Source organism: Streptomyces sp. NPDC048415 (assembly GCF_040651675.1).
Classification (GTDB): domain Bacteria; phylum Actinomycetota; class Actinomycetes; order Streptomycetales; family Streptomycetaceae; genus Streptomyces.
Genome location: NZ_JBEZKJ010000051.1, coordinates 26,564 through 41,795, shown reverse-complemented (window position 1 = coordinate 41,795; position 15,232 = coordinate 26,564). Strand labels below are relative to the sequence as shown.

15 protein-coding genes are annotated in these 15,232 nt (G+C 70.5%); 2 read left to right on the top strand and 13 right to left on the bottom strand.

Annotated elements, in window-relative coordinates; all coding sequences use genetic code 11:
* Nucleotides 1-67: 67 nt before the first annotated feature.
* The 9 genes from AB0D27_RS28305 to AB0D27_RS28265 form a co-directional block, all read right to left on the bottom strand.
* Nucleotides 68-1,087: a glutamate ABC transporter substrate-binding protein gene (locus AB0D27_RS28305; RefSeq protein WP_362514434.1), complete on the bottom strand. Its 1,020-nt coding sequence runs from the start codon at nucleotides 1,085-1,087 to the stop codon at nucleotides 68-70.
* 14 nt (nucleotides 1,088-1,101) lie between these two features.
* On the bottom strand, nucleotides 1,102-2,592 hold the full coding sequence (locus tag AB0D27_RS28300; RefSeq protein WP_362514432.1) for a hypothetical protein: 1,491 nt from the start codon (nucleotides 2,590-2,592) through the stop codon (nucleotides 1,102-1,104).
* Between the two features lie 333 nt (nucleotides 2,593-2,925).
* Nucleotides 2,926-3,951: a BadF/BadG/BcrA/BcrD ATPase family protein gene (locus tag AB0D27_RS28295; protein WP_362514429.1), complete on the bottom strand. Its 1,026-nt coding sequence runs from the start codon at nucleotides 3,949-3,951 to the stop codon at nucleotides 2,926-2,928.
* Entirely contained in the window at nucleotides 3,948-5,213 is a 1,266-nt protein-coding gene (locus AB0D27_RS28290) for a 6-phospho-beta-glucosidase (protein WP_362514426.1), read from the bottom strand. The genes AB0D27_RS28295 and AB0D27_RS28290 overlap by 4 nt, the downstream gene beginning before the upstream one ends.
* 2 nt (nucleotides 5,214-5,215) lie before the next feature.
* Nucleotides 5,216-6,109, bottom strand: coding sequence for a carbohydrate ABC transporter permease (locus tag AB0D27_RS28285; protein WP_362514424.1), 894 nt, complete (start codon nucleotides 6,107-6,109; stop codon nucleotides 5,216-5,218).
* Between the two features lie 3 nt (nucleotides 6,110-6,112).
* A complete protein-coding gene (locus tag AB0D27_RS28280; RefSeq protein WP_362514421.1) occupies nucleotides 6,113-7,066 on the bottom strand; it encodes a sugar ABC transporter permease in 954 nt (317 codons plus the stop codon).
* 9 nt (nucleotides 7,067-7,075) lie between these two features.
* Nucleotides 7,076-8,413: an ABC transporter substrate-binding protein gene (locus AB0D27_RS28275; protein WP_362514418.1), complete on the bottom strand. Its 1,338-nt coding sequence runs from the start codon at nucleotides 8,411-8,413 to the stop codon at nucleotides 7,076-7,078.
* A 66-nt stretch (nucleotides 8,414-8,479) separates the two neighbouring features.
* The gene (locus AB0D27_RS28270) at nucleotides 8,480-9,691 is read right to left on the bottom strand and encodes an ROK family transcriptional regulator (RefSeq protein ID WP_362514415.1); all 1,212 of its coding nucleotides are present in this window, start codon (nucleotides 9,689-9,691) and stop codon (nucleotides 8,480-8,482) included.
* Nucleotides 9,692-10,021: 330 nt separating this feature from the next.
* The gene (locus AB0D27_RS28265) at nucleotides 10,022-10,213 is read right to left on the bottom strand and encodes a hypothetical protein (RefSeq protein WP_362514412.1); all 192 of its coding nucleotides are present in this window, start codon (nucleotides 10,211-10,213) and stop codon (nucleotides 10,022-10,024) included.
* 5 nt (nucleotides 10,214-10,218) lie between these two features.
* Between AB0D27_RS28265 and AB0D27_RS28260 the strand changes: the two genes are divergently transcribed.
* Nucleotides 10,219-10,413 (top strand): hypothetical protein, encoded by a 195-nt coding sequence (locus AB0D27_RS28260; protein ID WP_362514409.1) that lies wholly within the window; start codon nucleotides 10,219-10,221, stop codon nucleotides 10,411-10,413.
* 114 nt (nucleotides 10,414-10,527) lie between these two features.
* On the opposite strand, the gene AB0D27_RS28255 is transcribed toward AB0D27_RS28260, so the two are convergent.
* The gene (locus AB0D27_RS28255; RefSeq protein WP_362514407.1) at nucleotides 10,528-11,643 is read right to left on the bottom strand and encodes a mechanosensitive ion channel family protein; all 1,116 of its coding nucleotides are present in this window, start codon (nucleotides 11,641-11,643) and stop codon (nucleotides 10,528-10,530) included.
* 295 nt (nucleotides 11,644-11,938) lie between these two features.
* Between AB0D27_RS28255 and AB0D27_RS28250 the strand changes: the two genes are divergently transcribed.
* A complete protein-coding gene (locus AB0D27_RS28250) occupies nucleotides 11,939-12,475 on the top strand; it encodes an HNH endonuclease (protein WP_362514405.1) in 537 nt (178 codons plus the stop codon).
* A gap of 120 nt (nucleotides 12,476-12,595) precedes the next feature.
* On the opposite strand, the gene AB0D27_RS28245 is transcribed toward AB0D27_RS28250, so the two are convergent.
* The 3 genes from AB0D27_RS28245 to AB0D27_RS28235 are packed head-to-tail and all read right to left on the bottom strand — an operon-like array spanning nucleotide 12,596 to nucleotide 15,167.
* On the bottom strand, nucleotides 12,596-13,936 hold the full coding sequence (locus AB0D27_RS28245) for an ABC transporter permease (RefSeq protein ID WP_362514403.1): 1,341 nt from the start codon (nucleotides 13,934-13,936) through the stop codon (nucleotides 12,596-12,598).
* Entirely contained in the window at nucleotides 13,933-14,637 is a 705-nt protein-coding gene (locus AB0D27_RS28240) for an ABC transporter ATP-binding protein (RefSeq protein WP_362514401.1), read from the bottom strand. Before AB0D27_RS28240 ends, AB0D27_RS28245 begins: the two co-directional genes overlap by 4 nt.
* On the bottom strand, nucleotides 14,634-15,167 hold the full coding sequence (locus AB0D27_RS28235) for a PadR family transcriptional regulator (protein ID WP_362514398.1): 534 nt from the start codon (nucleotides 15,165-15,167) through the stop codon (nucleotides 14,634-14,636). Before AB0D27_RS28235 ends, AB0D27_RS28240 begins: the two co-directional genes overlap by 4 nt.
* Nucleotides 15,168-15,232: the final 65 nt, after the last annotated feature.

Below are 15,232 nucleotides of genomic sequence, written 5' to 3'. Positions count from 1 at the left end.
TCCCTGTGCGCCTGTCCGGTGCGCCCGGGTAACTCCCCAGTGGTATCGGCTCGGTTGCCCGCGCCGGCTATCTGTAGTTCGCCGCGGGCGGGTTCGAGGACGGCGAATCCTTGCCCAGGGTGGGGGACAGCCACTTGTCGTACGACGTCCGCCAGCCGCTCTTGCGGTAGTCCACGAGGACCTGGTTGACCCGGCGTACCAGATCGTCCGCGCCGAGCTTCATCGCCACGCCGTAGTACTCGCTCGTGAACGTCTCGCCCTTCAGCTCGACCGTCGGGTCCTGCGCGGCCTGGCTCGCGGCGAGCGCGCCGTCGGTCACCACGGCGTCGACCTCGCCGAGCTGAAGCCTGACCAGGCAGTCGAGTTGGTTGGGAACCGTCGTGGATATGTCGGCGGAGGAGACAAGCGTGCCCGCCTTCTTGTCGGCGTCCAGCTTGTCGTGCGCGGTGGAGCCCGTCGCCGTGCAGATCTTCTTCTTCGCCAGCGTCTTGTCGTACCCCTTGATGACTGAGGTCCTGGGGGCCAGGACCTGCTGGCCCGTGAGGAAGTACGGCGCGGAGAACGCGACTTGTTCGAGGCGGGCGCAGGTGATCGTCATCGTGCGCACCACCATGTCGACCTTGCCGCTCTGGATGGCGGGGATGCGCTGGTTGGTGGGGATGGCGCGGAACTGCACGGCGTTCGGGTCGCCCAGGATGTCCTTCGCGATCGCGTGGACGAGGTCGATGTCGAAGCCCTCGAGGTCGCTGCCGGCCTTCGGGTTGTTCGGGTCGCGGTAGCCCCAGCGATAGCTGTTCTGGTCGACACCGACGATCAGCCGCCGGTCCTTGCGGTTCTTGATGGCGTTGATCGTCGCCCCGTCCGCGCTGGACGGGGACAGGCTCTCGTCCTGTGGATCGGTGCAGTCGTCGGCCCTGGCCTGCGTGCCCTTGGCCACGCCCTGACCGCCGATGCCCGTGCTGCCGTCCCCGCGCGCGTCGCTCAGCGGCAGCAGCAGCGCGAAGGCCAGGGCGAGCGCGCAGGCGACGGCCATCGCGCCCACGCCGCCCCAGCCCTTCAGGCTTGCCCTCAGGCGTCGTGCGATCATCGCCGCTCCCCCTCTCACCGGTACTCCGAAAGCCTGCGCCCGATGCCGAGCAGCGCGCCCGCCGCGGCGAGTACCGCGAGCACGGCCGCGCCGACCGGGAGGCCGGTCATCGCGTCCAGGCCGCCGCCCGCCGCCCGCTTGAACTCGCTCTCCTCGTGTGTCAGCGCTGTCGCGAGGTTCGTGTCGACCCCGTCGAAGCACTGGCCCGTCGCCTTCTTGGAACCGATCACCAAGTCCAACGCGTTCTGGTACTCGCCCTTGTCGTCGGCCGTGCGCGCCTGCGCGTGACGGGCCTTCCACTCCTTCATGTTGGCGGTCGCCGCCGTCACGGGCTGCCCGCCCGCCTGGTCGTCGGCGAGGTCCGACGCCAGGGCCAGGCCCTTGGTGAGCGTCTTCATGTCGTGCTGGAAGTCGTAGTCGTAGAGGTCGACGGTCGTCTTGCCGTCGGCCAGTGTCTTGGTCTCCGCGCCGCGGCTGACCAGCGTCAGGTTCTCGTTGCCCCGCGCCTTCAGGGAGGCGATCCGGGCGTCGTGCAGCACGTTCAGTGAGCGGACCCCGTGGTCGTAGGACTCGTCGAGTCCGGCCCGCGCGACGCTGTGCCCGACGACGAGCCACAGCAGTACGACCGTGGCGGCGGCGCTGGCGCCGACCATGCCCTGGTTCAACACCCGGTTGGTGCGCCGGTAGTTGCGGCGCTGGGCCCAGACGAGGCCGCCGAGCGCGAGCACGCCGAGGCCGATCGCGGCCCACGGGTAGGGCTTCGCGTCGGCGTAGTCGGCGTTCAGCCGCTGGTTCTCCCGCTTGTAGAGATCCTCGGCGGCGGGGAGCATCTGCTGCTGCATCTTGTCGTTCGCGTACCGCAGATACGCGCCGCCGAGCGGGTAGCCCTGCCGGTTGTTGGCGCGGGCCCGCTCGATCAGGCCCTTGTACTCGGGCAGCAGCTTGTTCAGCTTGGTGATCGTGGCGGCCGAGGGGGAGCCGGGCTTCGAGCTGTTGGCGGCGGTGATCAGCTTCGCGGCGGCCGTCCTGATGTCCTGCTCGTACCGGTCGCGGGAGGCCTTCGTCTCCTGGCCGCCCGCGAGGAAGCCGCTGGAGGCGGCCGTGTTCGCGTCGGCGAGGGAGCGGTAGATGTCGGCCGCGCTCGCGCTCAGCGGCTGGCTGCTGTGCAGCACGTCGTCGGCGGCGGCCGCGCGCTCCGTCATCTGCCAGGCGGTGACCGCGCCGAACGCGACGACCAGCAGGGCGAGTACGGCGCCGATGATCCGCAGCCGGCCCGGCTCCGTGGTCGCCGCGGCGCGCAGGCGGTCGATGCCCTCCGCCCATGCCGTGCGGCGGGTGGGTGTCGGACCGGGATCGGTGGGCCTGTTCTGCGGCAGGGCGGGGCCGCCCCGCTGCGGGCTGAATCCGCCCGGTGGCGCGGGAGGCCCGGACTGCGGTGGTACGGCCGGCATCGTGGGCGTGGCCTGCCCCGGTGGCGCCGCGCTGCCCTTCGGCGGGTGTGTCACTTGACCTCCCCCATGGTCATCCGTTCGGTCACTTTCGCCTCGGCCGCGGGAAGCACGGTCGGTCGGCGAAGGTGCACGGCCGCAAGTATCGCCGCCGGGACTGACATCCGCACAGGCCTTGACTCGATCTTGTTCGGATCACCACGCAGCGCGAAGCTCCCCGCGCCGCCCCCTTCCCATGAACACGTGTTCCGGATCTGTTTGGTTCCCGTGGCTCGGCGGGGAGGTTCTCGCCCCCGCCGCCCCTGCCCGTCCCGTCCTTGGGGGATCCGCCCCCAAACTTCCGCTCCTCAAACGCCGGATGGGCTGAAAATCAGGATCGTGGCGCCCCTCTCAGGCCTCCTCGTAGTGCGCCCGCACGCGCGCGTGGAGGTCGTCGGGGGCACCTACGTGGTCCAGGCCCAGGAGCGCGGCGCCCAGGACGGGGCTGGCCGCGACGACCCGGGGGACCGCCTTGGGGGCGCGCGCCGCGAGGAGTTCGCGGATGCGGTCGTCGAGTTGGGGATGGCGGGCGGCGAGGATGCTGCCGCCGAGGAGGACCGGGGTCTCCTCGGCGAGGAGGTCCAGGCGGGTCAGGGCGACCGTGGCCATGGCGACCACTTCGTCCGCGAGCCGGTCGACGATCGCGCGGGCCACCGGGTCGCCGTCCACCGCCGTGGCGAACAGGACGGGCGTCAGCTCGTGGCGCCGCGCGTTGCCGATGTGCTCCAGATGCAACGCCTCGATGAGCGCGTACATGGAGTCGAGGCCGAAGTGGGCGGGCAGCGTGCGGGCGAGGGCTGTCGGGCCGCCGCGGCCGTCCTCCGCCCGTGCCGCGTGCCACAGGGCCTCCTCCGCCAGGCCCCAACCGCCGCCCCAGTCCCCGGAGATACGGCCGATCGCCGGGAAGCGGGCGGTGCGGCCGTCGGACCGCATGCCGACGCAATTGATGCCGGCCCCGCAGACCACGGCGACTCCGCGCGGCTCGGCGATCCCGGCCCGCAGAATCGCGAAGGTGTCGTTGCGCACCTCGACACTCGTGCCCCACGCGCGCGCGTGCAGCGCGGCGGCCAACTGCTCCTCCTCCACGGGGAGATCCGCGTTGGCGAGGCAGGCCGAGACATGGGAGACGGAGGCCACGCCCGCCTCGGCGAAGGCCCGCCGTACGGCGTCGGCGACCGCGTTCACGGCCGCCTCCACCCCGACCGCCGGGGGCCGGAATCCGCCGCCCCGCGCGGTGCCGGTCACGCGCCCGTCCGCGGCCACGACAGCGACGTCGGTCTTGCTGTTCCCCGCGTCGATGGCCAGCACCAAGGCGGTGGCGGAGGCCGCGGGGGCGGACCCGGCAGCCGTCCCGGCGCCGGATTCCGATGACGTCATGCCCACGCGAGATGCTCCCGGTTGTGCGCGATCAGCTGGTCGGTGAGGGCGTCGGCGTAGGCGTACTGGCCGACCAGGGGGTGGGCGAGGAGGGCCCGGAAGACACGGTCGCGGCCGCCACGCAGGGCGGCCTCCAGGGCCAGGTCCTCGTAGGCCGTCACGTTCGCCAGCAGGCCCGCGTACAGCGGGTCCACGGACGGCACGGGCAGGGGCGTCGGCCCCTGCGAGCCGATCGCGGCCTGCACCTCGACCACGGCGTCGTCCGGCAGGAAGGGCAGCGTGCCCTTGTTGTACGTGTTCACCACCTGGTAGGGGCTGCCTCCGCCGCCGAGCAGCGAGGCCGCGAGGTCCACGGCGGCCTCCGAGTAGTAGGCGCCGCCGCGTTGGGCGAGCAGCTCCGGCTTCTCGTCGAGCGCCGGGTCGGCGTACAGGGCCAGCAACCGCCGCTCCATCTCCGCCACTTCGGAGGCCCGTGACGGCTTCGTGCGCAGCTCTCGTACCACCTCGTCGTGCGCGTAGTAGTAGCGCAGGTAGTAGGAGGGGACCACGCCGAGGCGGTCGACGATCGTGCGCGGCAGGCGCAGGTCGTCGGCGATGGTGTCGCCGTGCTCGGCGAGCAGCTTCGGCAGGACGTTCTCGCCCTCGGGACCGCCCAGTCGCACACCGGTTTCCCAGGTGAGGTGGTTGAGGCCCACATGGTCGAGGTGCACATCGGCGGGCGCGACGCCGAGCAGTCCGGCGAACTTCCGCTGGAAGCCGATCGCCACATTGCACAGCCCGACCGTCCTGTGGCCGGCCTGGAGCAGGGCGCGCGTCACGATGCCGACCGGGTTGGTGAAGTCGATGATCCAGGCGTTCGGGTTCGTACGGCGTACACGTTCCGCGATGTCCAGGACGACGGGCACCGTACGCAGCGCCTTCGCCAGACCGCCCGCGCCGGTCGTCTCCTGCCCGACGCAGCCGCACTCCAGCGGCCAGGTCTCGTCCCGCTCGCGGGCCGCCTGACCGCCGACGCGCAGCTGGAGCAGTACGGCGTCGGCGCCCTCGACGCCGGCGTCCAGGTCGGAGGTGGTGATGATGCGGCCGGGGTGCCCCTGCCTGGCGAGGATGCGCCGGGCCAGGCCGCCCACCAGCTCGAGGCGTTCGGCCGCCGGGTCGACGAGCACCAGCTCCTCGATGGGCAGGGTGTCGCGGAGCCGGGCGAAGCCGTCGATGAGTTCGGGGGTGTAGGTCGATCCTCCGCCGACCACGGTGAGCTTCATGTCTAACCCTTCACTCCGGTGAGCGTGACGCCCTCGACGAACGCCTTCTGTGCGAAGAAGAACACGAGGATCACAGGGGCCATGACCAGCACGGTCGCGGCCATGGTGAGATTCCAGTCGGTGTGATGCGCGCCCTTGAACGACTCCAGGCCGTAGGACAGGGTCCAGGCGCCCGGGTTCTCGGACGCGTAGATCTGCGGCCCGAAGTAGTCGTTCCAAGCGTAGAAGAACTGGAAGAGCGCGACCGCCGCGATACCGGGCCTGGCCATCGGCAGCACGACCTTCAGGAGCGTCCTGAGGTCCCCGCAGCCGTCAACCTTCGCCGCGTCCAGGTACTCGTTCGGGATGGTCATCAGGAACTGGCGAAGCAGGAAGATGGAGAACGCGTCACCGAACGCCATCGGGATGATCAGCGGCCACAGTGTGCCGGACAGGTCCAGCTGCTTCGCCCAGAAGAGGTACATCGGGATGATCACGACCTGCGGCGGCAGCATCATCATCGAGATGACCAGCATCAGCGACAGATTCCGGCCCCGGAAGCGGAACTTGGCGAGCGCGTAGGCGACCGGGATCGACGACACGACGGTGAGGACGGTGCCGGCACCGGCGTACAGCAGTGTGTTCTTCCACCAGGTCAGGAAGCCGGGTGTGTCGAAGACCTTCTTGTAGTTGCCCCACTCCCAGGTGTGCGGGATCAGATCGCGGCTGAGTGCCTGGGAGTCGCTCATCAGCGAGGTCAGGAACACGAACACGAAGGGCAGGACGAAGAAGAGGGCGGCGGCGACGCCGAGCGCGTGCACGGCGACCCACTCCAGCAGGGCCCTGCGGCGGGCGGTGCGCTCGGCGGGCGAGACGGGAGCCCTCAACTCCAGGGGCTTGTCGAGTACTTGAGTCATCGGTCAGTCACCTGCCTGGATGAGACCGCCCCGGCGCCGCATCAGGAACGCGGTGAACACCATGGACAGGGCGAACAGCACGAGCGCGACCACACAGGCGGAGCCGTAGTCGAAGCGCTGGAAGCCGAGGTTGTAGACGAGCTGCGGCAGGGTGAGCGTCGACTTGTCGGGATAGCCGGGCTCGAACTGCGTACCGGCGCCCTGGATGACGCCCGAGGCGACCTTCCCCGCGATCAACGGCTGTGTGTAGTACTGCATGGTCTGGATCACGCCGGTGACGACGGCGAACATCACGATGGGCGAGATGTTCGGCAGCGTGACGAACCTGAAGCGCTGCCAGGCGGAGGCGCCGTCCAGCTCGGCCGCCTCGTACTGCTCTTGGGGTACGTCGAGCAGCGCGGCCATGAAGATGACCATCAGGTCGCCGATGCCCCACAGTGCCAGCAGGGTCAGGGCCGGCTTTGACCAGGTGGGGTCGTTGAACCAGCCGGGCGCCGGAATGCCGACCTTCTCCAGGATCGAGTTGACCGGGCCCGTACCGGGGTTGAGGAGGAAGGCGAAGGCCATGGTGGCGGCGACGGGCGGGGCCAGGTAGGGGAGGTAGAAGAGGGTGCGGAAGACGCCCGTAGCCGTCTTGATCTTCGTGATCAGCAGGCCGACGCCGAGTCCGAAGACGACCCGCAGGCTCACCATGACGAGGACCAGCCACAGCGTGTTGCGCAATGCGGGCCAGAACAGTGGGTAGTTCTCGAAGACATAGGTCCAGTTCTTCGTCCCGCTCCACGTCGGCGGTTTGAAACCGTCGTAGTGCATGAAGGAGAAGTAGACGGTCGAGATCAGCGGGTAGGCGAAGAAGACCGCGAAACCGATCAGCCAGGGCGACATGAAGGCGGCCGTTTTCAGTGCCGCCCTGCGCCGCTTGGCGCGCAGTGTGTACGTGGTGCTCAGGGTGCTCATGACCGTGTGCTACTTCGCCTGCGCGATGTCCGTGTCGATCTGCTGGGCGGTGCTGTGCAGACCCGCCTTGAGATCCTTGACCTTGCCGCTCTCGTAGTCGTATCCGAACTGCTGGAGCGTCACGAGATAGGTGCCGCCGTTGATGGACGCGGGAGTCGTCGTCGAGTTCGGGTTCGACGCGATGTCCAGGAAGGTCTTGAAACGCGGGTCGTACTTCAGCTTCGGCGACTTGAGTGCCGCGAGGGTGGACGGCACATTGTGGATGCCGTTGGCGAAACCGACCACCGCGTCCGTGTCCGTGGTCATGTACTTGACCAGTTCCCAGGCCGCGTTCTGCTTCTTGCTGGTGGAGGCGATGCCCGCGATGGTGCCGGTGATGTAGCCCTTGCCGTACTGGTCGGCCCGGTCGTCGGGCACGGGCAGCGGCGCGACGCCGATCTCGAAGCCGGGCTGGGCCTCCTCGGCCATGCCGAGCCGCCACTCGCCGTCCAGCTGCATGGCGACCTGGCCGGTGTGGAAGGGGTGTTTGGGGCCCCACTCGTCACCGAGCTTGGAGCGGTAGTTCTCCAGCTTCTTGTAGCCGCCGAGTTCGTCGACGAGCTTCTTCTGGAGAGTGAAACCGGCCTGGAAAGCGGGGTCCTTGGCGATGTTCGACTTGCCGCTCTTGTCGAAGTACGTCGGGGAGAACTGCCCGAAGTAGTGCTCGGTGGTCGACTCCCAGCCGTGGTAGTTCGGCATGAAGCCGAGCTGCGAGTAGGAGTCGCCCTTGGTGACGGTGAGCTTCTTGGCGTCCTTCTCGAATTGCGACCAGGTCTTCGGGGGGCTGGTGATCCCGGCCTTCTCGAAGGCGGTCTTATTGTAGTAGAGCCCGTACGCGTCACCGAGCAGCGGCGCCGTGCAGCGGTTGCCGTCGAACTGGGTGTACTCGTTCATCGCCTTCGGGAAGGTCGTCTCCGGGTCGATGCCCGCCTTCTTGAAGAAGGGGTTCAGATCGACGAAGGCGCCGGACGAGCAGAACTTGCCCACGTTGTTGGTGGTGAAGGAGGAGACGACGTCGGGGGCCTTGTCGCTGCCCGCCCGGAGCGCCTGGTTGATCTTGTCGTCCGTCATATTGCCGACGATGTTCACGTGAATGTTGGGGTGCGCCTTCTCGAACCCCGCGATGAGGGACTTCACGGCCTTGACCTCGTTGGGCGCGCTCCAGGCGTGCCAGAAGTTGATCGTCTGGTCCTTGGACGCGTCGTCGTTCGCCCCGGAGGACGACTGGCCGGTACACGCGGTGGCGAGAAGGGCTATCGAGGCGCAAGCGGCGAGCGCGGCGACCGCTTTCCGTGACATTCCGGGCATGGCGGGGTCTCCCTAGGGCAGGGCTGGTGGTGTTGACGGAAGGGACTAAAGGGCCAAGGAGGGACTTCAGCGGGAGGTGTCGAAGACGTCGTCGCGGGTGGCCGCCAGCGCGCTCTCCAACGCGCCGCGCAGTACGGGGTGTTCGTGTACGTCGCCGACGACGAGGCGCGGCCGGGACGCGGCCAGCTCCTCCAACTCGGCCTGGACCAGGGCGCGCAGTGGTTCGCCGCCCGCGGTGAGCGAGGCGCCGCTGAGCACGACGAGTTCGGGATCGAGCACGGAGACGAGCGAGGCCAGACCGGTGGCGAGCCCGGTCGCGTACGTCTCGAGCAGCCGCCGGTAGGGCCCCTCGTCGACGGCGGCGGCCCGCTCGACGACGGCGGCGGCGACCTCGGCGTACGGGCCCGCGGGTACGTCCTTGATGCCGAGCTCGCGCGCCAGCTTGGGGATGGCCTGCGAACCGGCCAGCTCCTGGTAGCCGCCGCTGTTGGCCTTGGTCACCTGGCGCACCAGGGGCGCGCCCGGCACCGGCAGGAAGCCGACCTCGCCCGCGCCGCCGGTCCAGCCGCGGTGCAGCCGTCCGCCGAGGACGAGCGCGGCGCCGAGGCCGCCCTCGTTCCACAGCAGTACGAAGTCCTCGTGTCCCTGGGCGGCACCGAGCCGTTGCTCGGCGATGGCGACGAGGTTGACGTCGTTCTCGTACTCGACGGGCATCGGTAGTGCCCCGGCGAGGTCGTCGAGGAGGCTGGGGGAGTGCCAGCCGGGGAGGTGCGAGGCGTAGCGCAGCCGCCCGGTGTTCGGGTCGAAGGCGCCGGGTGTGCCGATGACGAGCCTGCGGATGTCGTCCCTGGCCAGCCCGGCCGCCTTCACCGCGCCGTCCAGGGCGTCGGTGACCTGGCGTACGACGGGCTGGGCGGGGCGCCGCCCCGGCGTGGGCAGCTCGTACTCGCCGACCGTCCGCCCGGTGATGTCGGCGACGGCGGCGAGGATGCGCTCGGGGGTGACGTCCAGGCCCGCCGCGTGCCCCGCACCCGGATTGACCACGTACAACTGGGCGTTGGGGCCGGGGCGGCCCTCACTCGTCCCGGTGGCGAGGACGAGGCCCGCCGCCTCCAGGCGGGCCAGGAGCTGCGAGGCGGTGGGCTTGGAGAGCCCGGTGAGCTTTCCGATCCTGGTCCGCGAGAGCGGTCCGTGCGCGAGCAGCAGGTCGAGGGCGGCGCGGTCGTTCATGGCGCGCAGGACGCGCGGAGTGCCCGGCGTACCGGCGGATCCTGCCATGTGTCGACACCTGCCTCTCTCAACCGCCCAGCCTCCCAGTGATCAGGCGGGAAAGCCACGCCAAGATCATTGTTAGGAAAGTTTCCTATTGGGTGAGAGGAAAGTAGGCCGCTGGCAGAGGGCACGTCAAGAGAAACCGCCCCCGAGGCAACAGAGTCGTTACCTGGGGGCGGCTGGGTACTCGCGGGCGGCCACACGGCTCCGGGGAGCGCCGATGGTTCCCGGCCGCAGTCTCACCACGGTCGCGGATCGGCCACGTCCATCCCCGCCCCCGACGGCAAGGGTGTCGAGGCCGTCCGAGGTCACCGCGTGATGACGGCGGCCCGCCCGTCACAGGTCCTCGATTTCTTCATGGCGTACGGTGCCGGGCGGGACTTCGGCCCGAACCTCCCCGGCCTGCGGCAGACGCATCTGCTGCGGGCGGTGTCCGTCGCCGACGGCTGGCAGGAACGGGTCCGGGACGAACTCACCGCCTCGCAGCGGGCGTTGCCCGTCGCCGAACGGGGCCACGAGGAGATCCATTTCCGGTGGGTCCCGGGCGCGCGGACCAGTCCGTCCGGGGATCGATGGCCTTCGACGCGACCGCCGGCACCGTGCTTCTCGAGGTCCGGGACGGCGAGGGCCTCTTGGGAGTGGCCGGCCTGGGCAAGGGTTCCGCCTTCGCCGCGGCGTGCCAGATCGCGCGGGCGGCGGGGCTGGAGCCGTCCCGGCCCCGGGGATGAACACGCCCCGGCAGAGCGGAGCGGAGTCGCAGGAAAGGCAGGAGCCCGCCTACGCAGCAGGCGGCGCCCCTGGTGCCGCGGGCGCCGCCTGCTTCGTACGTGTGGAGCGGTCGGCTACCTCGGAGTGGCCGAGGGCGTGATCGGTGTCGTCGCGGTGGACTGTGGCGATGCCGGGTTCGCGTGCGCCGACGGGGCCGCGACCGTCTCCGTCGCGTCCGGGGCCGGGTCCTGCTCCGGTACCGCCGTGGAGCCGCCGACGATGCGGATGTCCGCGGCGTCGAAGGCGCGCTTGACGCGCCAGCGCAGCTCGCGTTCCACGGTGAGCGCCTTGCCGGGCATCGTCTTCGCCGAGACGCGCACGACCATGGAGTCGAGCAGGACGCTGTCCAGGCCCAGGACCTCGATCGGGCCCCACAGCAGCTCGTTCCAGGGCTCTTCCTTGCTCATGGTCTCGGCGACCTCACCGAGCACCGCCCGGACCTGGTCCACGTCCTCCGAGGCGCGGACGGTGACATCGACGCCGGCCGTGGCCCAGCCCTGGGAGAGGTTGCCGATGCGCTTGACCTCGCCGTTGCGGACGTACCAGATCTCGCCGTTGTCGCCGCGCAGCTTGGTCACGCGCAGGCCCACCTCGATGACCTCGCCCGAGGCGACGCCCGCGTCGATGGTGTCGCCGACGCCGTACTGGTCCTCGAGGATCATGAAGACGCCGGAGAGGAAGTCGGTGACCAGGTTGCGCGCGCCGAAACCGATGGCGACACCGGCCACACCCGCGGAGGCGAGCAGCGGGGCCAGATTGATCTCGAACGTGGCGAGGACCATCAGGGCGGCCGTGCCCATGATCAGGAAGGACGCGACCGAGCGCAGCACCGAGCCGATGGCGTGCGAGCGCTGGCGGCGGCGCTCGACGTTCACGAGGAGACCCCCGAGCGCCGTGCCGTCGACCGCCTGCGCGGTGCGGTTCATGCGTTCTATCAGCTTGGTGATCGCCCGCCGGACCGCCACTCTCAGTACCGCCGCGATCACCAGGATCAGCAGCACGCGCAGGCCGATCGCCAGCCAGGTGGACCAGTTCTGCTGGACCCAGCTGGCCGCGTTGGTCGCGCTCTGCTGGGCGTCCTGAAGCGTGGCGCCAGCCGGGTCCGCCGACGTCGAGGCGGACGGCGACGGCGACGGGGTGGAACCGGCGGCCAACAGAGCGGGCGCGGCCCATAGGGCGGGCAAGGACACGGCGGGTACCTCCAGGTATAGCGGTCTGCCCGCGGCAGGGACACATGAGGGGCACCGGTCGGGCAGAACCACCACACTAACGGGGCATTGTGTGTGGATCGTTGCGATGCCCGAGGGAGAGACCGTGCTCACCTGGGAGTGAAGGGGGCGCGTTCCGGGGGATGAAGAGGGTGTGGTCGAAAACACTCCCAGCCCGTTACCGGGACATGGTGGCGCTTCCACCAGGCATGAGGGGAGACTGGCTGCAGATCGTCCCGGCGCGAGCCACGCGCCGCCGACGCCCAAGGAGGCATCCGTGCCGCATGTCCTGGTCCTCAACGCGTCGTACGAGCCGCTCGGCGTCGTACCGCTCCACCGCGCGCTCGTCCTCGTCCTCGAGAACAAAGCCATCTGTCTCGAGGAGTCCGGCGCCTTCATGCACAGCGCGACCGTTACTGTCCCCGCACCCAGCGTGGTCCGGCTGAAGAGGTTCGTGCGGGTCCCTTACCGGGGGCCCGTTCCGCTGACCAGGCGAGCTCTGTTCGCCCGCGACGGCGGCCGGTGCATGTACTGCGGTGGCGTCGCAACCAGCGTCGACCACGTCATCCCGCGCAGCCGCGGGGGTCAGCACGCCTGGGACAACGTGGTGGCATCATGCCGCCGCTGCAACCACGTCAAGGCCGACCGTCACCTGGTCGAGATCGGATGGCGCCTGCGCCACAAACCCGCCCCGCCGTCGGGGCTCGCTTGGCGCATCATCGGAACAGGGCATAGGGACCCGCGCTGGCTGCCATACCTGCAGCCGTACGGCGCGGACGACGCGATGGCCCGGATCGACGGCATTTCCGCCTGACGATCCGGGCCTTCGTGTTGTCCAGGGGCGCTCCCCGCCGCCCGTTTCCGTCCCCGTTCCGGCTCCTCAGGAGAACCCCCGTGCCTCCCGGGGAGCCGGCCGTGCCCGCGCGCGGCGCGGTCAGACGTACCGCAGCTCCGCCGGGTGCACGGAGCGGCGCAGCAGCGGCAGTGACGTGGCCGCGGCGAGCAGACAGGCCGCGTAGACGATCACGGGTACGAGTGCCGGCAGCAGCGGCACCGATCCACCGCCCGCGAGCTGCCCGTACCAGACACTGATCGCCATGCCCCCGAGGCCGGCCAGCGCGATCGCGGGGGCGAGCGGCAGGGCCGTCTCCAGCAGCAGCGCCCGGCCGAGCACCGTCCGCGACACCCCGGCGGCGGCCTGCGCGGCGAGGCCGCGGCGGCGGGTGGCCAGGGACTCGGCGGCGCCCACGGCGAGGCCGGAGAGGGTGATCGCCAGGGCGATCAGGATCGCGGCGCCGGTGAGGTTGACGCCGGTGGTGTAGAAGGACATGTTCTCGGCCAGGGTGTGGCGGTCGCGCCCGTTCAGCTCGTCGAGCAGGACCTGCCGTACGCCCATGAAGCCGGTCCCCACGACGGTCACCAGGAGAACGGCGGCGTGGGTACGGGCCGCCGCCCACGGGTCGTCGCGCAGGCGTTCCGCCGCGATCAGGGTCGCCGGGTTTCCGGTCCGGTCCGCGAGGAAGCGGCCCTTGAACCGGGCGGTCGCGCCCGTCACCCACACGGCGCCCACGCCGGTGAGAATCACCACGCCGAAGACGAGCACAGGTGCCGTGCCGAACCCGCCGAAGCTGCCCGGGGCCAGGATGAGCCCCGTGACGAGGATCACCAGCGCGGCCAGCAGGAGCGCGAGGCCCGGGCCCCGGCCGCCGCTCGGGCGCACGCGCCGCACCCAGCCCAGCGGCGAGGCCACCACGCGGCGCAGCGCGAGGGTGCTGACCAGTGCGCCCAGCACGGGCACGGCCACCGCGATCACCGCGAACCCGGCCCAGACGACGGCCGGCGGACGCTGCCACTCGGTCAGCAGGAACAGCACCGACAAGACGGTGGCGACCAGCGAGCCGGCCAGACAGGCCAGCCCCGACTCCAGCGCGGCGATCCGCCGCACCTGGGCCGGTCCGGCCCCCGCCAGCCGCAGTCCGGCCAGCCGCCGGTCGCGGTGTACGGCGCCGATGCGGGCGCACTGTCCGAGGAAGCCCAGTACCGGGACCAGCAGGAGCAGCAGCGTGAGGATCACGCCCGAACGCTCGCCGGGCTGATCGAGCAGGCCATGGGCCAGGGCCAGGTTGTGCTGCCCCTGGAGCGAGGCGACCGCGGCGGCGGCCAGGCCGAAGCCGGTGGCCAGCGCCGCGCCCACCGCCGTGAGCGTGATGCGCCACCACTCCCGCCGGTCGGAACCACCGGTCAGCAGCAGCGCGAGGCGGAGATCGGTCCTCATCGGGACACCTCCGCCGACACCGAAGCCTCCACCTCGGAGCCGGCCACGGTCCCGTCCAGCAGCGATACCTCCCGGTCCGCGTACGCCGCCACCTGCGCGTCGTGCGTGATCAGCAGGACCGCCGTGCCGGACTCCCGGGCCGTGTGGATCAGCGCGGTCATCACCTGCTCCCCGGCGAGCGAGTCGAGCGCGCCGGTCGGCTCGTCCGCGAAGACCACCTTCGGGCCGGTGACCAGGGCCCGCGCGAGCGAGACCCGCTGGGCCTGGCCGCCGCTCAGCTCGCCGGGCCGCAGCGACTCCTGCCCCCGTACGCCGAACCGCTCCAGCCGCTCACCCGCCCGCTCCCGCGCCGCCGTACGCGAGATGCCCGCGAGGAGCAGCGGAAGCGCCACATTGTCGACGGCGGTCAGCTCGGGGATCAGCTGCCCGAATTGGAACACCACGCCGAAGTCGGTGCGCCGCAGGTCACTGAGGCGCTTCTCGGGCAGCCGGTCGAGGCGCTCACCGGCGTACTCCACCGTGCCGCCGTCGGGCCGGACGATGCCCGCCAGGCAGTGCAGCAGCGTGGACTTGCCGCTGCCGCTGGCCCCGGTGACGGCCAGGATCTCGCCCGCGCGCAGGTCCACCGAGGCGCCGCGCAGCGCCGGGGTGGAGCCGTGGGCCTTGACGAGGCCCCGGGCGGCCAGGAGTGGGTTGCTCATGCTGCGTCGACCTCCGCGGTCAGGGTGGTGAGCCGGGCCGCCGTGGTGTTCATCCAGCGGAGATCGGCGTCGAGGTGGTTGAGGGCGTAGTCGGCCGAGAGCACGGTGGCGAGGTCGGCACCGGGCGCCGTCTTCACCGTGGTGAGCTCGCGCATCCGCGCCATGTGTGCGGCGCGCTGCGCCCGCAGATAGCCGGCCGGATCCGCCGAGGCGAGGATCGAGACGACGACCTTGGCGAAGATCTCGTTCGTCACGAAGGGCGCGGGCGGAGTGATCTCCCCGGCCCACTGGGTCAGTTCACGCGAACCGTCGTCGGTGGAGCGGTACAGCGTCCGCTCGGGACCGCCGTCGGAGTCGGTGCCGTCGATCTCGGCGAGACCGTCGCGGACCAGGCGCTGCAAGGTCGTGTAGACCTGCCCGTAGGCCAGCGGACGGGCCTGCGGGAAGCGTTCGTCGTGCCGTCGCTTGAGGTCGTACCCATGGCTGGGCCCTCCTGCGAGCAGCCCCAACAGGATGTGACGGGTGCTCATGGAGATCATTATGTACTCGATATATGTAGTGAGTGAATAGTGCCGGCGAAGAGCCCCACACTTTT